We start from the raw sequence: 20,832 nt of genomic DNA on the forward strand, positions 1-20,832 counted from the left end.
AGGGTCGTTTTTCCCGAGATCAACGGGGAACCGGGGTCATCCCAGGAGGTCCCAGCGGTTGCCCGCGATGTCGAGGAACACCGCCACCCGGCCGTAGGGCTCGCTGCGCGGCTCTCCGACGAAGCGGACACCGGCCTCCACCATCCGCGCGTAGGCGCGGTCGAAGTCGTCCACGCGCAGGAAGAACCCCACGCGCCCGGCCATCTGGTCGCCGACGGCCGCGGCCTGGCGCTCCCCGTCGGCGCGCGCGAGGAGGAGCCCCGTACCCCCGCCCGGAGGGCGCACGACGACCCACCGCTTGGGCCGCCCCTCGGCCGACGTGAGGGCAGGGGAGTCCTCGACCAGCTCGAACCCCAGGGCTTCGGTGAAGAATTCGATCGCCGGGTCGTACTCGTCGACGATGACGGTGACGTATTCCAGGCCCATCTTCATGCCGACACTGTAGGGGCGGCCCCGTCCGGGCGCTCACCCCGACCCCTCACCCCGACCGGGGCGGCGATTCGGGCGACAGCCGCAGGGCCAGGGCCGGGCACATGTCCACGGCCTTGCCCGCCTCCTCTGCGAAGCGTTCGGGAACGGTGACCTCCGGCGCCTCCGGGTAGCCGTGCCGGTCCAGCCGGATCAGCCCCGGAGCCAGGTGCGCGCACAGCCCATGGGCGTCGCACCGCGACCAGTCCACCGTCAGCCGCGACTGCGCGGCCGTGCCCCCGGGGAGCGGCAGCACCTCCCGCTCGCGAGGGCGGCACGACCCGGTCACGGCGTGCACGGCGATGTCGTCGCGGAAGGCCTCCAGCGCCGACGCCGCCAGCCGCGCCGCGCCGTCCGGGTGGGCGCACGCCCCCCGGCCCGCCCCGATGCCCGCCGCCTCGGTGACCGCCTCGGGCGTCCCCTCGCCCCCGGCCAGATCTCCGAAGGCACGGGCCAGCCGCGGTAGTCCGCGCACGCACGGTCCGCACTGGCGGGCGTTCTCCTCGGCCAGGTAGCGCAGCACACGGGCCGTCTCGTCCAGCGGACAGGCGTCCGGGCCGATGGGGAGCACGATCCCCGCCCCGAGCGCCCCGCCCCGCTCCTCCATTCCCGCGCGCGAGAGCACGGCCCCCGCGACGTCCCTGGGCGCCAGCCACGCCCCGTGGTAGCCGCCCACGAGCACGCCCCGCCCGGGCTCGGCCCCGCACGCCTCCAGCACCTCGTCCAAGGGCGTGCCCAGCGGGACCTCCACCACGGCGGGGGAGCGGGCCGCCCCTCCCACGGTGAGGAGCAGCGTCCCCGGCTCGCCGGGTGCGCCGACGATCCCGAACCGGTCCGCCCCCAGGGCGGTGAGCACCGCGAGCTGGGCATAGGTCTCGGCGTTGGACAGCAGCGTCGGGAGCCCGTCCACGCCCGTGTCGCTGGCGCGCCGCTTCACGCCCGGCGGGACGGGGGTGCTCCCGTTGACGCCGCGCACCAGCGCCCCGCCCTCCCCGGACAGGAACCGGTCCGGGAGGCGGACGACCCGCACCGCCGGGCCCGGCCCGCGTTCGGCGATCGCGTCCAGCAGTGACCGCTCGGCCCCGCCGCCGCCCGCGGTGCCCACCACCACCTCGTGCGCGTCCAGGGCGGAGGCGGCCAGCTCCGCCCCGTCCAGCACCAGGTGCGGGGCGCGTTCCAGCAGCGTCCGGTCCTTGCGGCTGCCCGGCTCGCCCTCGGCGGCGTTGACGACCACGCGCGCCGGGCACCCGCGCCGTCCGCACGCGCGCAGCACGGCGGCGACCTTGCGGGCGAACGGGAAGTGCGCCCCGCCCCGGCCCCGCAGCTCGCCCAGGCCCGCCAGGGCCACCAGGTCGTCGGGGCGCAGCCGGGGCGGCGCCGGGTGCAGGGCGCGGTGGCCGTCCAGGGCGAGGCGGGCCCCGCCCTCCAGCCCGGCGGTCAGCCGCGCCGGGCCCAGCGCGCGCACGGCCGTCGGCGCATCTTCCGCGCTCACCGCCGCCCCTCCCGGATGGCCGCCCAGAACTCCAGGTCCTCGGCGAGGCCGTCGCCGTCCCGGGGGGCGGCCGGGCGCGCCTGCGCGGTGCGGTCCCCCGGGGGCGGGAACACCCCGTCGGACCCCGCGTCCCGCCCTCCGGAGCGGACCACGGTCACCCGCCGCTCGGCGTCCGCGCGGCCCCGCTCGGGCCCGGCGGCGACCAGCAGCCGGGCCGCCAGGGCCAGACCCACGGCCGCCAGGCACAGCGCGTACCCCGCCACCACCCATCCGGCGGGCTCGCGCCCGGCGGTGAGCCCGTGCACGATCGCCAGCGGCCAGCACAGGTAGGCCGCCGCGTGCACGGCCCGCCACAGCCGGGGGCGGCCCCCGCCGGCGAAGCGGCGCCGCAGCAGCCCGGTCACGACGATGACCAGCAGCAGGTCGGTGGAGAACGCGCCGAAGGCCACGGCCGCGTCCGCCCCGAACGGCAGCACCGCCTGGTGGGCGGCCACCCGGCCGAACGCCACCTGCAGGGCCACGTGCGCGAAGAGGAACCCCACCGCGGCCACCGCCACCGAGCGGTGCACCGCCTGCAGCAGCACCCGGCGCCGCACGTCCAGCACGATCCGGTCGGTGGCCAGCAGCCCGCAGACGGTCGCGGCGGTCAGGCCGAGCAGCGCGAGCACCCCGGACATCGCCCAGAGGAAATCCTGGAACGCGCGCAGGAAATCCAATTGGCGCGGCGCCGCAACGGCGAGGACGGTGTTCGATATAACTAGTCCGATTAGGAGGAACGCGTGCGCGGCCAATGGCCGCCGCCGCGCCTTGAAGGTGGTATCAATCGAGGTCAGAGCCTGTTTGAGGGTCTGTGCGACGGTTCGCTCGGGCATTATCCGCCTCCACCGGGCACGGGTGGGTGACAGAACATAGCACGCGTGCAGCGCATGTGGGGGGAATCAAGAAAATCGCTTATATGGTGAACCGGTGGCGCCCGTCATGCGTATCTCTATGCGATAACGGCCGTGAAACAGGTGGGAAACCGTGACGGTCGATGACCGTGGACCCGATGGAGGGACCGTGAAGGCACCCGGAACGACCGCACTGGTCCTGGCCGGCGGAGCGGCGGCGGTGCTCGCCGCCGGATGCGGCGGCCAGGGCGAGCTGCCCGAGTACGACGCGGCGCCCGCCGAGGAGGAGGCCGGAGCCTCCCCGGACGCCCCCGAGGGGGCGCTGGCGGTGCGCGAGGGCACCGACGTCGGCGAGGTGGTCACCGACGCCGACGGCTACACGCTGTACATGTACACCCCGGACGGCGCCGGTGCCGCCGCCTCCTCCTGCACCGGCGACTGCGCCAAGCAGTGGCCCCCGGCGCTGGACGAGGGCGGCGGCGCCCCCGAGGGCATCGACGCCGAGCTGGTCGGCGCCATCGACCGCGAGGAGGGCGAGGCCCAGGTCACCCTCGACGGGCGCCCGCTGTACCGCTACGCGGGCGACGTGGAGCCCGGCGACGTGAACGGCGAGGGCGTGGGCGGCCTCTGGTACGCCGTCGCGCCCGACGGGGGCAAGGCCGCGGAGGCCGTGCAGGGCTCCGGCGGCTCCGGCTCCGGCTCCGATGGGGCCGATGGGGCCGAAGGGGGCGCGTCGCCGGAGGAGGACCCCGGTGGCGGCGGCACGTCCGAGGACGGCGACGGAGGCGGATCCGGATATGGCGACGACGGCGGATACGGCTACTGACCCGCCCCCCGGGCGCGGGCGCCGCCGCCTCCGGATGCGGCCCCTGTCCTCCCTCGGCGCGATCGAGTTCGCCGGGGTGGCCGCGTTCCTGGTCCTCTCCGCGATCACGGTGTTCATGGTGGTCCCCAACGGCTCCATGTCCGCCACCGGCCTCTTCTGGCGCGAGTGGGAGATGACCGACTACGGCCCCCTCGGCCCGGCCGACCGCGACGCCCTCGCCAAGGTCCGCCAGGCCAACCTGTGGGAGATCCCCACCGGGCAGCAGGCTGAGGAGCGCGCCCGCAGCGACCGCGTCCGCGAGGTCGGCGGCATCCTCGCCGACGACCACACCCTGATGGACGAGCAGGTCCGGGAGGTGGCCCACGAGCTCGAGGTGGAACTGCCCACCATGCCCAGCGCGCAGCAGCAGGACTGGATGGACGAGCTCGCCGGGCTCTCCGGCGACGCCTACGACCGCACGGCGGTGCACCGCCTGCGCTTCGCCCACGGCGAGGTGATCCAGGTGCTGGCCGAGGTGCGCGCCGGTACCCGCAACACCCTCGTCCGCTCCTTCGTCCAGCACGCCGTGTTCATGGTGCTCAAGCACATCACGCTGCTGGAGAGCACCGGCCTGGTGGACTTCGAGCGGCTCCCCGAGCCGCCGCCCCCCGAACGCCGCCGGGGCTGACCCCGGCGCGATCCGGGCGCCGCCGCGGCGCCCGACCGTCCCACCCCGTACACGACGGAAGACGGAAGGCCTGACCGATGACGAACCCCCGCAACCCCCACGACCCCCGAGGACGCTTACCACGAGGGCGTTCGCGCGACCGGCGCGGACGCCGCGGCCGGACCCCCGTGCTCCTCGCGGCCCTCGCCGCCGCGGGCGCCCTCGCGACGGCCGCGCTCGTCGCGGCCACCGCCGCACCCCCGACCGCCGCCCCGGTCGACGGGGGCACCCGGGAGGGGGCTCCCGAGGACACCGGCGGCGGATACGGCGGTGAGGGCGACGGCGACGACCCGCCCGGGCCGGGCCCCGGCCCCGAGGACTTCGTCGACATCCGCGACGTGCCCCCGGCGCCGCCGGGTCCGCAGCCCGGCGACGCGGGCGGCGCCGACGGCGTCTACCGCGCCGAGTGCGGCCGCAACGAGAACGGCCTGTTCAACTCCGAGAACGTGATCGTCGCCCCCGGCGTCCCCAACGGCGCCCAGCACACCCACGACTACGTCGGCAACCAGGACATCAACCGGTTCACCGACGACGTCGAGGCCAACAACGCGATCCTGGCCCAGGGCGACACGAGCTGCGCCGACGGCGACCGGTCCATGCACTACTGGCCGGTGCTGCGCGACATCACGCAGGAGGGCGCCGACGCCGGCGCCCCCGGCGGCGGCCTGGACGGCAACGTGGGCCGCATTCTCACCCCGCGAAGCGCGGCCATCGAGTTCCGCGGCAACGCGGTCGACGAGGTCGTCCCCATGCCGCGCTTCCTGCAGGCCATCACCGGGAACGCGCGCGCCGCCACCAGCGGCGGGGAGAACGCGAACGCCCAGTGGACGTGCACCGGGTTCGAGGACCGGATCTCCACGGACCGGTACCCCCTGTGCCCCGACGGAAGCGATGTGACGAGGATCATGGACTTCCCGAGCTGCTGGGACGGGCGGAACACGGAGAGCGAGGACAACCGCTCGCACATCGTGTTCCCCGACCCGGAGACGGGCGCCTGCCCCGGCGGTACGCGGCCCGTCCCCCAGCTGCGGCAGACCCTGGTCTACGAGGTGCCCGAGGGGCCCGCGTTCGCCGTCGACGGTTTCCCCGAAGAGGGGCACGCGGCTGTGACGGATCACTCCGACTTCATCAACGTGATGCCGGACGGCCTCATGGACAAGGCTGTGGCCTGCATCAACAGTGGACGCGCCTGCTGAGGCGCGGCGGCGACACGCGCTGCGGGCCGGGTGGGCGACACCCGGTCCGCAGCGCTCTATCGTGGGGCGACGGCGAGAAATAGACCACCGGTCTAAACCTGTTGTCCAGACCAACTGGCCGGTTACGGCACTCGTCGTCGATGATGCGGACCAGACGACGAGAAGGAGCCGCTGTGTCTGAGACCGTTCCCGCCACGGGCGTCGAGTCCGCCGATCCCACCAGCCATGACGCACCCACGACCCACAAAGAGCTGATCACCTGGGTCGATGAGATCGCCGAGCTGACGAAGCCCGACGCGGTCGTGTGGTGTGACGGGTCGGACGCCGAATGGGACCGTCTTACTGGTCTACTCGTCGAGAACGGCACGTTCGTCCGGCTCAACCCGGAATTGCGCCCCAACAGCTTCTACTGCCGCTCCGACCCCAGCGACGTCGCGCGGGTGGAGGACCGCACCTTCATCTGCTCCGAGCGCGAGCAGGACGCCGGTCCGACCAACAACTGGATCGCGCCCGACGAGATGCGCGCGACCTTCGCCGACGTGTTCGACGGCTGCATGCGCGGACGCACCATGTACGTGGTCCCGTTCTGCATGGGCCCACTGGGCGGCGACATCTCCCAGCTCGGCGTGGAGATCACCGACTCGCCCTACGTCGTGGTCTCCATGCGCATCATGGCGCGCATGGGCGACGCCGCCCTGCGCCTGATCGAGGAGCGCGGCTCCTTCGTCAAGGCCGTCCACTCCGTGGGCGCGCCGCTGGAGCCGGGGCAGGAGGACGTCGCCTGGCCCTGCAACCCCACCAAGTACATCTCGCACTTCCCCGAGACCCGGGAGATCTGGTCCTACGGGTCGGGCTACGGCGGCAACGCCCTGCTCGGCAAGAAGTGCTACGCCCTGCGCATCGCGTCGGTCATGGCGCGCGACGAGGGCTGGATGGCCGAGCACATGCTCATCCTGAAGGTCACCCCGCCCGGGGGCGACCCCAAGTACATCGCCGCCGCCTTCCCGAGCGCCTGCGGCAAGACCAACCTGGCCATGCTGGAGCCGACGATCCCCGGCTGGAAGGTCGAGACGGTCGGCGACGACATCGCCTGGATGCGCTTCGACGACGAGGGCCGCCTGCGCGCCATCAACCCCGAGGCCGGGTTCTTCGGCGTCGCCCCGGGCACCGGTGAGTCCACCAACGCCAACGCGGTGCGCACCCTGTGGGGCAACAGCATCTTCACCAACGTCGCCCTCACCGGCGACGGCGACGTGTGGTGGGAGGGCCTGACCGATGAGGCCCCCGCGAACCTCACCGACTGGAAGGGCCGCCCCTGGACGCCGGAGTCCGGCGAGCCCGCCGCCCACCCGAACGCGCGCTTCACCACGCCGGGCGGGCAGGCGCCCACCATCGCCCCCGAGTGGGAGGACCCGGCGGGCGTGCCGATCTCGGCGATCCTGTTCGGCGGGCGCCGCGCCACCGCGGTCCCGCTGGTCAACGAGGCCTTCGACTGGCAGCACGGCGTGTTCATGGGCGCCAACGTGTCGTCGGAGAAGACCGCCGCGGCCGAGGGCACCGTCGGCGAGCTGCGCCGGGACCCGTTCGCGATGCTGCCGTTCTGCGGCTACAACATGGGCGACTACTTCGCCCACTGGCTGGAGGTCGGGCGCGCCACCGACGCCGAGAGACTGCCGCGGATCTTCTACGTCAACTGGTTCCGCAAGGACGCCGACGGGCGGATCGTGTGGCCCGGGTTCGGCGAGAACTCGCGCGTGATCAAGTGGATCGTGGAGCGCCTGGAGGGCACGGCCGAGGCGCAGGCCACCCCGATCGGCCGGCTGCCGACCCCCGGGTCGATCGACACCGAGGGCCTGGACCTGTCGGCCGAGGACCTGGAGTACCTGCTGACGGTGGACCGGGAGACGTGGCGCCAGGAGGCCAAACTGGTGCCGGAGTTCTTCGCGACCTTCGGCGAGCAGCTCCCGCCGGAGCTGTGGGAGGAGTACACCAAGCTGACCGACCGGCTGGGGTAGCGCGCCGGACCGGCCCCGGCCGGCGCCCGTGCGGCGGGGAGGCCCCCACCAGGGGTGGGCCTCCCCGCGGTCAGCCGCCCGTGCCGCCCGTGCCGCCGGTGCCGGGCAGGAGGCGGAAGTACTGCCGCTCCTTCTCGTCCCGCACCACCACCCCGAGTCCGGCCAGCTCGCGCCGGAGCTCGTCGGCGTCGTCGCCCTCGGCGTCCTTCTCCAACGCCTCCCTGCGGGCCCGCAGCAGCGCGTTGGCGGCGGGCGGCAGCTCCGGGAGCCCGTCGACCCAGCGCCGGAACTCCCCGGCGTAGGGGTCGGCCTCCAGCCACGGCCAGCCGTTCACCCGGAAGGCCTCGGCGACCCGCGCCTCCTTGAGGTCGCAGGGCAGGCGCTCCAGCTCCCCTCCGTCGCCGCCGAGGAGCACGAGCCGCTTGCCGGTCAGCCCCCGGCCGTCCATGAAGACGCCCTCCACGTCCTGCCGGGCGTGCCCGTGCGTGCGGCCGCGCCGGGCCAGCCCGACCCGGTCGGTGCGCACCTCCACGGTCAGCGCGTCGTGGTCGATCAGGAAGACCAGGACGAGGCCGCCGACCGCGCCGAGCACCCCGGCCCCGATGGTCGCCCCGGGCTCGGGCAGCGATTCCAGCAGCTCCAGGGGGCCCTGGAAGGGGGCCCAGGGCAGCGAGATGACCCACTGGGCCGCCCCCTTGACCAGCAGCCCGGCGCCGAGCCCGAGGAAGGGCAGGACCAGGCGGATCCAGGCGGGGTGGGCCACGACGGCGGCGCCCCCCGCGGCGCCGCCGGGCATGGATGCGTCGTTGGCGTGCATGTCTTCGACGTTAGGCGGCGGGGGCTCCCCGCCGCGTCGGTCGGCGGCATGCGTCCGTGCGCCCCGTGTCATCCCTTGGTATGACCCGCCCCCACGGCGTCGATCTCGGGAAAAACGCCCCTACGAGCGCGGTTTCAGGGGCGAGATTCCCGAGATCAACGAGCGGGTGGCGCTGCTACTGCCGGTAGCCCGACAGGAACCGGCCGATGCGGCCGATGGCGGCGTCGATGTCGTCGGGGTGGGGCAGGGTCAGGATGCGGAAGTGGTCGGGGCGCGCCCAGTTGAAGCCGGTGCCCTGCACCACGTGGATCTTCTCCTGGAGCAGCAGGTCCAGGACGAAGCGCTCGTCGTCGGCGACCGGGTGGACCTTCGGGTCCAGGCGGGGGAAGGCGTACAGCGCGCCCTTCGGCTTCACGCAGGACACGCCCGGGATCGCGTTCAGGCGCTCCCAGGCGCGGTCGCGGCTCTCGCGCAGGCGGCCGCCGGGCAGCACCAGGTCCTCGATGCTCTGCCGCCCGCCGAGGGCCGCCTGCACCGCGTACTGCGCCGGGACGTTGGGGCACAGCCGCATCCCGGCGAGCGTGGTCAGGCCCTCCAGGTAGTCGCGGGCGTGCTTCTTCGGGCCGGTCACCGCGAGCCACCCGGACCGGAACCCGGCCACCCGGTAGGCCTTGGACAGGCCGCTGAAGGTCAGGCACAGCACGTCGGGGGCGAGGGCGGCGGGGCTGTGGTGCTCGGCGCCGTCGTAGAGGATCTTGTCGTAGATCTCGTCGCTGAAGACGATGAGGTTGCGGCGGCGGGCCAGGTCGCAGATGCGCTCGACCACCTCGCGGGGGTAGACCGCGCCGGTGGGGTTGTTCGGGTTGATCACCACGACCGCGCGGGTGCGGTCGGTGATCTTGGACTCCATGTCGTCCAGGTCGGGCAGCCAGTCGGCGGACTCGTCGCAGGCGTAGTGCACCGGGGTGCCCCCGGCCAGGGAGGTGACGGCGGTCCACAGGGGGAAGTCGGGGGAGGGGATGAGGACCTCGTCGCCGTCGTCGAGCAGGGCCTGGACCGACATCTGGATCAGTTCGGAGATGCCGTTGCCCAGATAGACGTCGCTGACGTCCAGCTCGGGGAAGCCGCGGGCGGCGTAGTGCTGGACCACGGCCCGGCGGGCGGGGAGGATGCCGCGCGCGTCGCTGTAGCCGTGCGCGTTCGACAGGTTCCGGACGATGTCCTGGACGAGGGCGTCCGGCGCCTCGAATCCGAACAGGGCCGGGTTGCCCGTGTTGAGGCGCAGCACGCTGTGGCCCGCCTCTTCCAGGGCGTTGGCCTGCTCGATGACCGGCCCGCGGATCTCGTAGGAGACGTTGTTGAGCTTGCCCGACTGCTTGTACTCCATGGTGACCTCCCCGTGGTTCCACTTGGTTCTACCAAGTGATCACTTGGAAAGTCCAACTCATTGTCTACACTGAGACGCATGCCGCGCCGAAGCTACGACCAGTACTGCGCCGTCTCCCGTGCCCTCGACGCCGTCGGTGAACGGTGGACCCTCCTGGTGGCGCGCGAGCTCCAGGCCGGGCCGCGCCGCTACACCGACCTGCACGCCGACCTGCCCGGCGTCAGCACCGACGTGCTCGCCTCGCGCCTGCGCGACATGGAGCGCGACGGCCTGGTCGCGCGCCGCCCGCTCACCCCGCGCGGCGGCGCGGCCCTCTACGAGCTGACCGGGCGCGGCCGAGCCCTGCTGCCGGTGCTGCGCGCCCTCGCCGACTGGGGCGCCCCCGCGCTCGAAGAGCGCCGCCCCACCGACGCGTTCCGGGCGCACTGGCTGGCGCCGCCGCTGCTCGGCGTGGTGGAGCGCGCCTGCCCGGGCGCTTCCGGGACGGTGGAGGTGCGCCTGGAGACCGGCGTGTTCCATGTGCGTCCTGCGGGGCCCGGGGGCCGGGAGGGCGGCTACGGCGACGGTCCGGCCGAACGGCCCGACGCGGTGCTCGTGCTGAGCGAGGAGGCGTGCGTACGCATCGTCCGGGGCGCCCTGACCCCGGCCGAGGCCGTGGCGCGCGGCGAGGCCGCCGTCGAAGGGGACGGCTCGATCGCCCGTGCCCTGGGGGCCGGGGAGTTTACCCCGTCTTGAGCGTGACGCGGGTCTCGTTTGTCGTTCCCCCGTGCGAAGGTGTGGCCTACGACTCACCGTAAGGGGATCGACATGCCGTATCTGCTGCTCATCGGCACCCGGAAGGGGCTGTTCAAGGCCACCAGCGACGACAGGCGCTCCTGGGAGGTCAGCGGCCCGCTCAAACTCGACAAGGAGTCCTGGACCGACATGATGGGGGTCTACGCCGTCGGCATCGACCCCCACGGCCGGCGCCTGCTCGCCGGGGCGGAGAGCTCCCACTTCGGGCCCAGCGTCTGGTACAGCGACGACCTCGGCGCCACCTGGAACGAGCCCGAGGAGCGCCCCATCGCCCTGCCCGAGGACGCCGAGGAGTCCTTCACCCGGGCATGGCAGTTCGCCTTCACCGACGAGCCGGGCACCGTCTACGCGGGCGCCGAGCCGCACTCGCTGTTCCGCTCCACCGACGGAGGCGAGCACTTCGAGCTGGTGCGGGCGCTGTGGGACCACCCGCACCGCAAGGACTGGTTCCCCGGCGCGGGCGGCGGGGCGATCCACACGATCATCCCCGGCAAGGTGACCGCCCAGGGCTCGGATCCGCGCGCCATGACGGTGGCCATGTCCACCGGCGGCGTCTACCAGACCCGCGACGCCGGGGCCTCCTGGGAGCCCGCCAACAAGGGCGTGACCACCACCTTCATGCCGGAGGAGGTGCCCGAGTACGGCCAGTGCGTGCACAAGGTCTCCGTCGGCCCCGACGGCGCCTTCTACCTGCAGAACCACCACGGGGTGTTCCGCAGCGAGGACCCGGCCGCCGGGTGGGCGCCGATCGCCGACGGGCTGCCGTCGGACTTCGGGTTCGCCATGGTGGCCCACCCGCACCGGCCCGGAACGGCGCTGAACTTCCCCGTCATCAGCGAGGCCTGCCACCTGCCGCCGGACCACCGGCTGCGGCCGTTCCGCACCGAGGACGCGGGCGGCTCGTGGGGCGCCTACGACGCCGGGCTGCCCACCGGCCCCTACTTCGGGATCGTGCTGCGCGACGGCGCCTGCACCGACGGCGCCGACGACCCGGGCTTCTACTTCGGTACCCGCGCGGGGGACGTGTACGCGACCACCGACTCCGACGGGCGCTGGCACCCGGTGGCCGAGCACCTGCCGGACGTGCTGTGCGTGCGCGCGGCGGAGGTGTAGGGCCGTGGCCGTGACGGTGATCCTCCCCCAGGTGCTCCAGTCCGACGCGGGCGGCGCCAAACGCGTCGACCTGCCCGCCGCCCCGGACCTGCGCGGGGTCCTGGACGCGCTGGCCGACCGCCACCCCCGGCTCGACCGCCGGGTCCGCGACGAGCAGGGGGCGCTGCGCCGCTACGTCAACGTGTTCGTCGGCGACGACGAGTGCCGGGCGGTGTCCGGCCTGCAGACCCCGGTCCCCGACGGGGCGGAGGTGCGCATCCTGCCCTCGGTCGCCGGGGGCTGAACCGCCGGGGCCGAACCGCCGGGCACCGCGCGCCCACCGGAATCCCGCCGGTGGCGGAGAAATCCCGTCCGCCACCGGCGATTTTCGCGTGCCCGCGGAGTCCTACCCCTGTGGGCGCGCGACAACGGACCGTGAGGGGAGCGGCCATGGTGCACAGGGTCGGCGGGGACGCCGTCGGAACGGACGCGGGCGGCGGGGCTGCGAGCCCCGGCGGTTTCGTCCCCGATCATGCCTATGCGCTGCTCGAACGGGCCGTGGGCGCCGTGCTGCGGGCCGCCCAGCACGCCCGGCCCGAACTCTTCGGCCGCCCCACGCCCTGCGCGTCGTGGAACCTGGAGATGCTCCTGCTGCACACCGCCGATTCGCTGGACACCCTGGGCGAGGGCTTCGGGGAGGGGCGGGTCGCCCTCTTCCCGACCACCGCCGCGGACCACGACGCCATCTCCGAGGTGCGCATCCGGGCCTGCCGCCTGCTGCGCCTGCCCGCGCCCGGGGGCGGGGCCGCGGTGGCCGACCGCGCCCTGGGCGCCGCGGCGCTGGCCGGCGTCGGGGCGCTGGAGGCGGCGGTGCACGCCTGGGACATCGCGGCGGCCTGCGGGGCGCCGTCCCCGGTGGCGCCGGACCTGGCCGCCGACCTGCTCCCGGTGGTGCCCCTGGTGGTCACCGACGCCACCCGCCACCAACTGTTCGACGCCCCGGTCCCGCCCCCGCCCTGGGCGGGGGCGGCCGACCGGCTGGCGGCCCTCACCGGCCGGGACCCGCGGTGGCGGCAGGGGGTGTCCCGCGCCCGGCCTTAGGGGGTGTTTCTCGGATCATTTCCGGCTCGCGACCACCAGAACGACGCTCGCTGATCGAAAGGCCTCCAATGAACACACCGTAGGGGCCCACGGCCCCGGGTCAGGCGTCGGCGAGCAGGGCGTCGACGAAGGGGTTGCGGAACGTGCCCGCCGGGTCGAGCTCCCCGGCCAGCCGCTTGAAGTCGGCGGAGCGCTCATAGAGGCCGAACACCTCCCCCGGCGCGAGCCGCGTGAGCTTGGCCCAGTGCGGGCGCGCCCCCAGCGGCAGCAGGCGCTCCTCCACCTCCGCGATGACCGGTTGCAGCGCCTCCTCGTCGCTCACCCAGGTGAAGTGGAACGCGGCGGAGTCGCGCCCGTAGGCCGGGCTCAGCCACAGGTCGTCGCCCCGAACGGTGCGCACCTCGGAGGTGGAGAGGACCGGTTCCAGAAGGTGCCCGATCCCGCGCAGCGCCTCGATGGCGGCCGGGGCGTTCGCCCGCGGCACGAAGTACTCCGACTGCCGCTCGTCGCCCGAGCCGTCGGGGACGGAACCGGCGGCGGCGTGGAGGAAGTGGGGGAGGCGCTCGTGCCAGGGACCGCCGACCCCGAGCTGCCCGGTGCACTCGCCGGGGTCCCGGCCCGGAACGGGGTGGACGGGCTCCCGGGCGGCCCGACCACCGGCCCGGACTCGCGGCGCCTCCTCCCCGACCCGGTCCTTGAGCCAGAGGCGGGCGGTGCCGCTGTCCCAGTCGGTGAACGCGCTGACGCTGTAGGCGCTGCCGAAGACCTCGTCGAAACGGTGCATCGGCTCGTCGAGCGGAACGTCGAGCAGGACCCGCTGGGAGACGGCGTAGGAGGGTTCGACGTCCAGCGTCATACGGGTGACGATCCCGAGCGCCCCCAGGGCGACCACCGCGCCGGGGAAGGTGTCGGGGTGCGTTTCCCGGCTCATCTCCACCAGGTCGCCCTGCGGTCCGACCATCTCCAGCGCGCGGACGGACGCGGACAGGCAGCGCTGGGTGTCGCCAGAGCCGTGCGTGGCCGTCGCGCACGCACCGGCGATGGTGATGTTCGGGAGCGACGCGAGGTTCCCCAGAGCGTGGCCGGCCTTGTCGAGTGCGGCGCAGACGTCGGTGTAGGTCATGGTCGCGGCGACGGTCGCCGTCGCGGGACCGCCCTGCCCGCCGTCGACGGTGGCCTCGCCCGGCAGCGCGTCCGTCCACACCACGTCGCCGTCGGCGGCGACGAGCGGGGAGAAGGAGTGGGCGCTCCCCAGGGCGCGGACGCGGTCGCTGTCGCGCACCAGCGCGCGCAGCTCCTCCACCGACTCGGGCCGGTGGGACCGTGCGCGGTCGTAGGCGACGTTGCGCGCCCAGTTCGCGACCGGGAGCCGGGAGGGCGGGGTGAGGGGCATCGTCACTCCGATTCGGTGGGGGACGGGTGGGGCGGTGACCAGTCTCGCGCAGGGCGGTGCGCGCGCTTCGGCCGCGTCCGGCGTTCGACACGCGGGCGGCCCCGGGACTCCGTCCCGGGGCCGCCCTCAGGGGATGCCGGGCGCTCAGATGGTGGCCGTGTCGATCACGAACCGGAAGCGCACGTCACTGGAGGCCACGCGGTCGTAGGCGGTGTTGACCTCGTCGGCGCGGATCAGCTCGATCTCGGCGGTGATGCCGTGCTCGCCGCAGAAGTCCAGCATCTCCTGGGTCTCGGCGATGCCGCCGATCAGCGAGCCCGCGATCTTCTTGCGGCCGCCCATCAGGGCGAACAGGTTCACCGACACCGGCTCCTCCGGGGCGCCGACGTTGGCCAGCACACCGTCGGTCTTCAGCAGGCCCAGGTAGGCGCTCATGTCCAGCGGCGCCGACACGGTGGACAGCACGATGTCGAAGGCGCCGGCCAGCTCGGTGAAGGTCTCCGGGTCGCTGGTGGCGAAGTACCGGCCCGCCCCCAGCCGAAGCCCGTCGTCCTTCTTGCGCAGCGACTGGCTGAGCACCGTGACCTCGGCCCCCATCGCGCGCGCGAGCTGCACGCCCATGTGGCCCAGGCCGCCCATGCCGACGACCGCGACCCGCTTGCCCGGGCCGGCGCCCCAGTACCGCAGGGGCGAGTAGGTGGTGATGCCCGCGCACAGCAGCGGCGCGGCGGCGTCGAGGGGCAGCGCGTCGGGGATGCGCAGCACGTAGGCCTCGTCGACGACGATCTGCTCGGAGTAGCCCCCGTAGGTGGGGTCCCCGTTCTCGTCCAGGGCGTTGTAGGTGCCGATCATGCCGGAGGTGCAGTACTGCTCCAGTCCCCGGCGGCAGAACTCGCACGTGCGGCAGGAGCCGACGAAGCAGCCCACGCCGACCCGGTCGCCGACGGCGTACCGGGTGACGCCGGGGCCGACCTCGGCGACCACACCGGCGATCTCGTGCCCGGGGACCATCGGGAAGATCGCCTCGCCCCACCCCTCGTTCACCTGGTGGATGTCGGAGTGGCAGATGCCCGCGTACGCGATCTCGATCCGGACGTCGTTCTCGCCGACGGGGCGGCGCTCGATCGTGGTCCGCTCCAGCGGGGCCTTCGCGGCGGGGGCCGCGTAGGCGGCGACGGATGTCATCTAGGTCGTTCTCCTCTTGAGGACGGGACGCTCCGGCCCTCAGGGGCCGGGCACCGACGATCGTCCCTTCCGAGGGGGAACGGGCCCAGACATCCGCTTTTCGTACGTTCGCCGTGCCTACCACCGGCGGTGTCAGGCATATGGCGCCGACGGCACCGATACTGGAGTACATGACCGATGACTCCGCCGGCGGTCCCGTCGGCGACCCCGCCGAGCAGCCCTTGGACCGGCGCGCCGAGCTGAGCGAGTTCCTGCGCAGCCGCCGCGCCCGGCTCACGCCCGAGGACGTGGGCCTGCCGCGCTTCGGGCACCGGCGCCGGGTCCCCGGTCTGCGCCGCGAGGAGCTGTCGCAGCTCGCCGGGGTCTCCGTGGCCTATTACACGCGGCTGGAGCAGGGGAACGGCCGGAACGTCTCCGCCGAGGTGCTGGAGGCGATCGCGCGCGCCCTGCGGCTCAGCGACGCCGAGTACGCGCACCTGGTGCATCTGGCCAAGCCCAAGAAGCACAAGGCGCGGCGGGCGGCGTCCGCCCAGAAGGTGCGGCCCGGCCTGCGGAGCCTCCTGCACACCCTGGAGGGGGTGCCCGCCTACGTGGTGGGCCGCAGGTCCGACATCCTGGCCTGGACGCGCGCCGCGGCGGCGGTCTTCGGCGACTGGGGCGAGCTGCCCGTGCGCGAGCGGAACTGGGCCCGGCAGGTGTTCCTGTGCGAGGAGTACCGCGAGCTGTTCGTCGACTGGGAGGGCAAGGCGGCCGACGTGGTCAGCTATCTGCGCATGGACGCGGGGTGCTACGCGGACGACCCGCAGCTGTCCGCCCTGGTGGGGGAGCTGTCGGTGAAGAGCGACGACTTCCGCAGGCTGTGGGCGGCCCACGATGTCAAGGAGAAGGGGTTCGGGTCCAAGATCCTCAACCACCCGCTGGTGGGGGAGATGGCGCTGTCCTACGAGACCCTGCGCCTGCCCGAGGACCAGGACCAGGCGCTGGTGGTGTACCACGCCGAACCGGAGTCCCCGTCGGCCGAGGCCCTGCGCCTGGTGACCGGCTGGGGCGCCGACGCCACCCGCGCAGGCGAAGCGGCCCGCCGGGCCTGAACCTGCACCGCGCAGCCCGCGCAGCCCGGGCTGCGCGGGCGTACGCGGCCGTGCATGTCCTTCGTAGCACTCCAGATGGCGGACGCGACTCGCCGGGTACCCCGCTCACGGTCCTTGGCCGGGTGGCGGGTCGCCGGGGTGCGGGGTGGTCGGCGGCGACGGCATGAGCGGGTCGTCTCCCCGGCCCTGCCTGCCGTCCGCCGAGCCGCCGCCCATCACGGTGACCACGCAGACACCGTGCAGCCGACAGCGCTCCAGGTCGGGCCGCCGACGTTCGTCGTCGCCGCTTCCTGATCCCATGCGTCGCCGCTGCCCTCTCGGCTCGGTCTGCGGTGGGCGGCGCCCCGTCTGGGCCGGTGCGGGCGCCGGTGTGCCACGTCACGAACCGAGGGCTTGTAGGGGATCGTGTTGGCGCGCATACTTCTGGGACGAACGTCCCAGTTTCTTGGCGAGCACGAGGAGCCGACCGTGCCCAACCCCTATGCCCAGATCTTCGCCGCCCCCGGAGCCAAGGGCTTCACCGCCGCGGGCCTCCTCGGGCGCATGCCCGTGGCGATGACCAACATCGGCATCATCACGATGCTGTCGATCACCGCGGGCGACTACGCCCTCGCCGGCGCCGTCGCCGCGACCTTCACGCTGTCCATGGCCGTGATCACGCCGCAGGTCTCCCGGCTGGCCGACCGCTTCGGCCAGCGCAGGATCCTGCCCCTGGCCGCCGGAGTGAGCGTGGCCGGCCTGTGCCTGATGCTGCTGTGCGTGCAGCTCGAGCTCCCGGCGTGGACCTACTTCGCCTCCGCCGTGCCTGCGGGCTGCATGCCGAGCATGTCCGCGATGGCCCGTGCGCGGTGGACCGAGCTCTACCGGAGCTCACCCCGTCTCCACACGGCCTACTCGTTCGAGTCGGTCGCCGACGAGCTCACCTTCATCACCGGCCCGGCGCTGTCGGTCGTGCTGAGCACCATGGCCTTCGCCCAGGCCGGACCGCTGGCCTCCGCGGCCTTCCTGGCGGTCGGAGTCCTGCTGTTCGCGGCCCAGCGCTCGACCGAGCCGCCGGTCCGCGGTGCCGACGAGACCACGCGGGGCGCGGGCGCGATCCGCAGCCTCCCGCTGGTCGTGCTGGCCCTGACACTGCTGGCCGGCGGCATCATCGTGGGCGCCGTCGACGTCGTCGCGGTCGCCTTCGCCGAGTCCCTCGGAGTGCCCAGCGCCACCGGCATCGTGCTGTCGGCCTACGCCCTGGGATCGGCGATCTCCGGACTGGCCTTCGGGGCCCTGAACCTGCCCTGGAGGCCCCAGCGCGCGCTCCTCGCCGCCGTCGCCGGGACCGGCCTGACCACCCTGCCCTTCCTACTGGTGGGCGACATCTGGACGCTCTCGGCCGCCGTGTTCTTCGCCGGGGTCTTCTTCGCGCCCATGATGATCCTGGTCATGACGCTCATCGAGAAGGTGGTGCCGCCCTCGGCGCTCACCGAGGGCATGACATGGGCGCTGACCGGGCTGACCATCGGCACCGCGACCGGCACGTTCGCCGCGGGCCTGGCGGTGGAGCGGGCGGGGACCACCGCCGGATTCCTCGTCACGGTCGCGGCCGGGGCCCTCATCGTCGTCATTGTCGCCGTTTGCCTGCCGATGCTCGGACGGGCGGTGCGGCGCGCCGACGCCGTGCGCGGGGAGGCGCGGCCTGAGGAGGGGGACCGCGCGCGGGACCCCATCGGGTAGAACGGACCGAAAGCGCGGGGCCGCCGTCAGCGGCCCCGCCCGCCCCGGAGGAGGAGACGCTGAGCGAGGCCGGGCCCACCACGGACGGGCGCAGGATCAAAGGACAGCGCCGACGACAGGCGCTGATCGAGGCTGCTCTGCGCGTGATCGAGCGCGACGGGGTCGCCGGTGTGAGCCACCGGACGGTCTCCCGGGAGGCCGGACTGCCCACATCCGCGACCACGTACTACTTCAGCGGGCTGGGCGACATCCTCACCGCGGCGCTCACCAGCGTCATGGAGGAGGACGCGGAGCGGATGCGCCGCCTCTCCTCGGGCGGTGACCGCCGTCGCGACCTGGCCCTCCTGCTGTCCGAGGTGGCCGCCGACTCCGGGCGGCTGCTCGCCGAGTACGAGCTCTTCCTCCTCGCAGCGCGGCAGCCGCACCTGCGCGAGGCCACCGACGGGTGGCTGGCGGCGGTGCGGGCGTTCGCCCGCGCCTACACCGGCGACCCCGTCCGTGAGACCGTCGTGGCCGGCGTCATCGACGGCCTCCTCCTGCACACCCTCCTCACCGACACCAAGCCGAGCGCCGAGGAGTTCGAGGCGGTTCTCGCCGACGTCCTTCCCGCGCCTGAATAAGGGGAGCAGGCCGCCGGCCGCACCTTTACGGGCGGGCGCCTCGCGTGTCCCCGGGGGGGGCGGGCGGTCGGGCCGGTGCCATCGTCATGATCCATCGGAGGCGCTCGCCGCCGTCACCCCGGCGGGCACCATCGCCGGTCCCCTCCTCGCGGCCTGCGCTGCGCATACCGTGGGCGTATGCGCCTGACCTCATTCACCGATGTCGCACTGCGGATCGTGATGCGCCTCGCCGTGGCCGGGGAGGAATCCCTGACCACGCGCGATGTGGCCGGGGCGATCTCGGTGCCGTACACGCACGCGGCCAAGGCGGTGGCGCGGCTCTCGGAGATGGGGCTGGTCGAGGCGCGGCGGGGGAGGGGCGGCGGGCTCCGGCTCACGTCGGCGGGCCGCTCCGCGTCGGTCGGGATGATCGTGCGCACCCTGGAAGGGGAGGGCGACGTCGTGGGCTGCGAGGACGACCCGCCGTGCCCGCTGCGGTCGGCGTGCCGCCTGCGCACGGCCCTGGCACGGGCGCGCGAAGCGTTCATGGCGTCGCTGGACCCCGTCACCGTGGAGGACCTCGTGGCCGACCCGGCGGGCCCGGTCCTCATCGGGTTGCCCGGTCCCGTCGGGCAGGCGGACCTCCCGGCCTGAACCGCCGGGCCGTGCCGCCGGCCTGAACCGCCGGGCCGCGCCGGTCGGGGCGCGTGAGCTGCCGGATCGACCGACCACCCGCCCCGGTGGGGAGGCGCCGGACACGGGTTGTAATTTGCATCTGGGATGCAAATTTAAACCCCCACGAGGAGGTCCGATGCTCTCCGCCGAGTCGGCCGCGGCCGTTCGCGCCACCCTGCCCGCGGTCGCCGCGTCCCTGGACGCCATCACCGCCCGCTTCTACGACACCATGCTCGGCGACCGCCCCGAGCTGCTCGACGGCCTGTTCAACCGGGGGAACCAGGCCGACGGCGGGCAGCGGCGCGCGCTCGCCGCGTCCATCGCCGGGTTCGCCACCGCCCTGCTGGAGCGCCCGGACGAGCGCCCCGACGCGATCCTCGGGCGCATCGCCCACAAGCACGCCGCCGTCGGCGTCACCGACGACCAGTACGTCATCGTGCACAAGTACCTCTTCGCCGCCATCGCCGAAGAGCTCGGCTCCGCGCTCACCCCCGGGGCCGCGGCCGCCTGGGACGAGGTGTACTGGCTGATGGCCGGCGCCCTCATCGCCCGGGAGGCGCTGCTCTACGCCGAGGCCGGGGCCCACGGCGGACGCACCTGGCGCCGGTGGGAGGTGGTCCGCCGCACCCCCGAGGCGCCCGACGTCGTCTCCTTCACCCTCCGTCCCGGCGACGACGGCCCCCTCCCGCCCGCGCGGCCCGGCCAGTACGTCAGCGTGCGCGTGCGCATGCCCGACGGCGTGCACCAGCTCCGCCAGTACTCGCTGTCCGGGGCGCTCGGCGGCCGCCTCCGCCGCATCACCGTCAAGGCCGAGCGCGGCGGCCCCGACGGCGCGCCCCCGGCGGGGGAGGTGTCCACCCTCCTGCACGACACGGTGCGGGAGGGAGACGGCCTCACCCTCTCGGCGCCCTTCGGCGACGTGCGCCTGGAGGACGGCGACGCCCCGGTGGTCCTCGCCTCCGCCGGGATCGGATGCACCCCCGTCGCCGCGATGCTGCACCACCTCGCCGAGACCGGCAGCCGCCGACGGGTGCTGCTCCTGCACGCCGACCGCTCACCCCGGGCGCACGCCCTCCGGGAGGAGACGGCCGGACTGGTCGACGGCCTGCCCTCCGCCGAACGGGTCTTCTGGTACGAGGAAGGCGCCCAGGACCTGGACGGGACCGGGGGAGGGGGTGCCGCGCGCGTGCTCCCCGGGCTCATGGACCCGGGCCGCGTCGACGTGCCCGCCGACGCGGACGTGTACATGTGCGGTCCGCTGCCGTTCATGCGCACACTCCGCGAGTCCCTCCTCGGGCGCGGTGTCCCGCCGCGGAACATCCACTACGAGGTGTTCGGCCCGGACATGTGGCTGCCCCAGGGCTGACGGATCACGGGAGCGG

21 protein-coding genes are annotated in these 20,832 nt (G+C 73.9%); 13 read left to right on the forward strand and 8 right to left on the reverse strand.

Translation table 11 applies throughout. The features are described 5' to 3' along the window. Positions 1–36: 36 nt before the first annotated feature. The 3 genes from O4U47_RS11975 to O4U47_RS11985 are packed head-to-tail and all read right to left on the reverse strand — an operon-like array spanning position 37 to position 2,832. Positions 37–432 (reverse strand): VOC family protein, encoded by a 396-nt coding sequence (locus tag O4U47_RS11975; protein ID WP_270677885.1) that lies wholly within the window; start codon positions 430–432, stop codon positions 37–39. Positions 433–478: 46 nt separating this feature from the next. Further along, complete coding sequence (locus O4U47_RS11980) at positions 479–1,960, reverse strand: NADH-quinone oxidoreductase subunit NuoF family protein (protein ID WP_270677886.1); 1,482 nt, start codon at positions 1,958–1,960, stop codon at positions 479–481. After that, on the reverse strand, positions 1,957–2,832 hold the full coding sequence (locus O4U47_RS11985) for a hypothetical protein (RefSeq protein WP_270677887.1): 876 nt from the start codon (positions 2,830–2,832) through the stop codon (positions 1,957–1,959). Before O4U47_RS11985 ends, O4U47_RS11980 begins: the two co-directional genes overlap by 4 nt. A gap of 187 nt (positions 2,833–3,019) precedes the next feature. On the opposite strand from O4U47_RS11985, the gene O4U47_RS11990 reads away from it, so the two are divergent. The 4 genes from O4U47_RS11990 (at position 3,020) to O4U47_RS12005 (ending at position 7,593) form a co-directional block, all read left to right on the forward strand. Then, a complete protein-coding gene (locus O4U47_RS11990) occupies positions 3,020–3,676 on the forward strand; it encodes a COG4315 family predicted lipoprotein (protein ID WP_270677888.1) in 657 nt (218 codons plus the stop codon). Positions 3,677–3,710: 34 nt separating this feature from the next. After that, positions 3,711–4,343 (forward strand): DUF4142 domain-containing protein, encoded by a 633-nt coding sequence (locus tag O4U47_RS11995; protein ID WP_270677889.1) that lies wholly within the window; start codon positions 3,711–3,713, stop codon positions 4,341–4,343. A 167-nt stretch (positions 4,344–4,510) separates the two neighbouring features. Then, the gene (locus O4U47_RS12000; RefSeq protein WP_270677890.1) at positions 4,511–5,578 is read left to right on the forward strand and encodes a DUF1996 domain-containing protein; all 1,068 of its coding nucleotides are present in this window, start codon (positions 4,511–4,513) and stop codon (positions 5,576–5,578) included. A gap of 173 nt (positions 5,579–5,751) precedes the next feature. Continuing rightward, positions 5,752–7,593 carry a phosphoenolpyruvate carboxykinase (GTP) gene (locus O4U47_RS12005; RefSeq protein WP_270677891.1) on the forward strand — a complete coding sequence of 614 codons (1,842 nt, stop codon included), beginning with the start codon at positions 5,752–5,754 and terminating at the stop codon, positions 7,591–7,593. A 70-nt stretch (positions 7,594–7,663) separates the two neighbouring features. Here the strand turns inward: O4U47_RS12005 and O4U47_RS12010 are convergent, their stop codons facing one another. Beyond that, positions 7,664–8,410, reverse strand: a complete 747-nt coding sequence (locus O4U47_RS12010; RefSeq protein WP_270677892.1) for a YqeB family protein — start codon at positions 8,408–8,410, stop codon at positions 7,664–7,666. A gap of 175 nt (positions 8,411–8,585) precedes the next feature. Next, a complete protein-coding gene (locus tag O4U47_RS12015) occupies positions 8,586–9,797 on the reverse strand; it encodes a pyridoxal phosphate-dependent aminotransferase (protein ID WP_270677894.1) in 1,212 nt (403 codons plus the stop codon). Positions 9,798–9,875: 78 nt separating this feature from the next. On the opposite strand from O4U47_RS12015, the gene O4U47_RS12020 reads away from it, so the two are divergent. From O4U47_RS12020 to O4U47_RS12035, 4 genes are all read left to right on the forward strand, one after another. Continuing rightward, on the forward strand, positions 9,876–10,532 hold the full coding sequence (locus O4U47_RS12020; protein WP_270677896.1) for a winged helix-turn-helix transcriptional regulator: 657 nt from the start codon (positions 9,876–9,878) through the stop codon (positions 10,530–10,532). Between the two features lie 72 nt (positions 10,533–10,604). After that, positions 10,605–11,705, forward strand: coding sequence for a beta propeller repeat protein (locus O4U47_RS12025; RefSeq protein ID WP_270677897.1), 1,101 nt, complete (start codon positions 10,605–10,607; stop codon positions 11,703–11,705). A gap of 4 nt (positions 11,706–11,709) precedes the next feature. After that, a complete protein-coding gene (locus O4U47_RS12030) occupies positions 11,710–11,988 on the forward strand; it encodes a MoaD/ThiS family protein (protein WP_270677898.1) in 279 nt (92 codons plus the stop codon). A gap of 146 nt (positions 11,989–12,134) precedes the next feature. After that, positions 12,135–12,785, forward strand: a complete 651-nt coding sequence (locus tag O4U47_RS12035; RefSeq protein WP_270677899.1) for a DinB family protein — start codon at positions 12,135–12,137, stop codon at positions 12,783–12,785. Between the two features lie 100 nt (positions 12,786–12,885). Here the strand turns inward: O4U47_RS12035 and O4U47_RS12040 are convergent, their stop codons facing one another. Further along, complete coding sequence (locus O4U47_RS12040; protein WP_270677900.1) at positions 12,886–14,178, reverse strand: D-arabinono-1,4-lactone oxidase; 1,293 nt, start codon at positions 14,176–14,178, stop codon at positions 12,886–12,888. A gap of 144 nt (positions 14,179–14,322) precedes the next feature. Continuing rightward, positions 14,323–15,363 carry an NAD(P)-dependent alcohol dehydrogenase gene (locus O4U47_RS12045; protein WP_270677901.1) on the reverse strand — a complete coding sequence of 347 codons (1,041 nt, stop codon included), beginning with the start codon at positions 15,361–15,363 and terminating at the stop codon, positions 14,323–14,325. A 170-nt stretch (positions 15,364–15,533) separates the two neighbouring features. On the opposite strand from O4U47_RS12045, the gene O4U47_RS12050 reads away from it, so the two are divergent. Next, positions 15,534–16,454, forward strand: coding sequence for a helix-turn-helix domain-containing protein (locus O4U47_RS12050; protein WP_270677902.1), 921 nt, complete (start codon positions 15,534–15,536; stop codon positions 16,452–16,454). Between the two features lie 105 nt (positions 16,455–16,559). On the opposite strand, the gene O4U47_RS12055 is transcribed toward O4U47_RS12050, so the two are convergent. Next, on the reverse strand, positions 16,560–16,754 hold the full coding sequence (locus O4U47_RS12055; RefSeq protein WP_270677904.1) for a hypothetical protein: 195 nt from the start codon (positions 16,752–16,754) through the stop codon (positions 16,560–16,562). A gap of 168 nt (positions 16,755–16,922) precedes the next feature. Here O4U47_RS12055 and O4U47_RS12060 point away from each other — a divergent pair, with 168 nt between their 5' ends. The 4 genes from O4U47_RS12060 to O4U47_RS12075 all read left to right on the forward strand — a co-directional run bounded on the left by O4U47_RS12060 (position 16,923) and on the right by O4U47_RS12075 (position 20,816). Further along, positions 16,923–18,176, forward strand: coding sequence for an MFS transporter (locus tag O4U47_RS12060; RefSeq protein WP_270677905.1), 1,254 nt, complete (start codon positions 16,923–16,925; stop codon positions 18,174–18,176). Positions 18,177–18,319: 143 nt separating this feature from the next. After that, positions 18,320–18,796 carry a TetR/AcrR family transcriptional regulator gene (locus tag O4U47_RS12065; RefSeq protein ID WP_270677906.1) on the forward strand — a complete coding sequence of 159 codons (477 nt, stop codon included), beginning with the start codon at positions 18,320–18,322 and terminating at the stop codon, positions 18,794–18,796. A gap of 177 nt (positions 18,797–18,973) precedes the next feature. After that, positions 18,974–19,429, forward strand: a complete 456-nt coding sequence (locus O4U47_RS12070) for an RrF2 family transcriptional regulator (RefSeq protein ID WP_270677907.1) — start codon at positions 18,974–18,976, stop codon at positions 19,427–19,429. Positions 19,430–19,586: 157 nt separating this feature from the next. Then, complete coding sequence (locus O4U47_RS12075; protein WP_270677908.1) at positions 19,587–20,816, forward strand: globin domain-containing protein; 1,230 nt, start codon at positions 19,587–19,589, stop codon at positions 20,814–20,816. Positions 20,817–20,832 lie beyond the last annotated feature (16 nt).

The sequence above is a fragment of the Nocardiopsis suaedae genome, assembly GCF_027706745.1.
In the GTDB taxonomy this organism is placed as follows: domain Bacteria; phylum Actinomycetota; class Actinomycetes; order Streptosporangiales; family Streptosporangiaceae; genus Nocardiopsis_A; species Nocardiopsis_A suaedae.

Excerpts from the sequence above, each read along its gene's own strand:
- O4U47_RS11975 (WP_270677885.1), bottom strand. The coding sequence starts at position 432 with ATGAAGATGGGCCTGGAATACGTCACCGTCATCGTCGACGAGTACGAC.
- O4U47_RS12020 (WP_270677896.1), top strand. The coding sequence starts at position 9,876 with ATGCCGCGCCGAAGCTACGACCAGTACTGCGCCGTCTCCCGTGCCCTC.
- O4U47_RS12050 (WP_270677902.1), top strand. The coding sequence starts at position 15,534 with ATGACCGATGACTCCGCCGGCGGTCCCGTCGGCGACCCCGCCGAGCAG.
- O4U47_RS11995 (WP_270677889.1), top strand. The coding sequence starts at position 3,711 with ATGCGGCCCCTGTCCTCCCTCGGCGCGATCGAGTTCGCCGGGGTGGCC.
- O4U47_RS12025 (WP_270677897.1), top strand. The coding sequence starts at position 10,605 with ATGCCGTATCTGCTGCTCATCGGCACCCGGAAGGGGCTGTTCAAGGCC.
- O4U47_RS12045 (WP_270677901.1), bottom strand. The coding sequence starts at position 15,363 with ATGACATCCGTCGCCGCCTACGCGGCCCCCGCCGCGAAGGCCCCGCTG.
- O4U47_RS12070 (WP_270677907.1), top strand. The coding sequence starts at position 18,974 with ATGCGCCTGACCTCATTCACCGATGTCGCACTGCGGATCGTGATGCGC.
- O4U47_RS12040 (WP_270677900.1), bottom strand. The coding sequence starts at position 14,178 with ATGCCCCTCACCCCGCCCTCCCGGCTCCCGGTCGCGAACTGGGCGCGC.
- O4U47_RS12075 (WP_270677908.1), top strand. The coding sequence starts at position 19,587 with ATGCTCTCCGCCGAGTCGGCCGCGGCCGTTCGCGCCACCCTGCCCGCG.
- O4U47_RS12015 (WP_270677894.1), bottom strand. The coding sequence starts at position 9,797 with ATGGAGTACAAGCAGTCGGGCAAGCTCAACAACGTCTCCTACGAGATC.
- O4U47_RS12010 (WP_270677892.1), bottom strand. The coding sequence starts at position 8,410 with ATGCACGCCAACGACGCATCCATGCCCGGCGGCGCCGCGGGGGGCGCC.
- O4U47_RS12055 (WP_270677904.1), bottom strand. The coding sequence starts at position 16,754 with ATGGGATCAGGAAGCGGCGACGACGAACGTCGGCGGCCCGACCTGGAG.
- O4U47_RS12035 (WP_270677899.1), top strand. The coding sequence starts at position 12,135 with ATGGTGCACAGGGTCGGCGGGGACGCCGTCGGAACGGACGCGGGCGGC.
- O4U47_RS11985 (WP_270677887.1), bottom strand. The coding sequence starts at position 2,832 with ATGCCCGAGCGAACCGTCGCACAGACCCTCAAACAGGCTCTGACCTCG.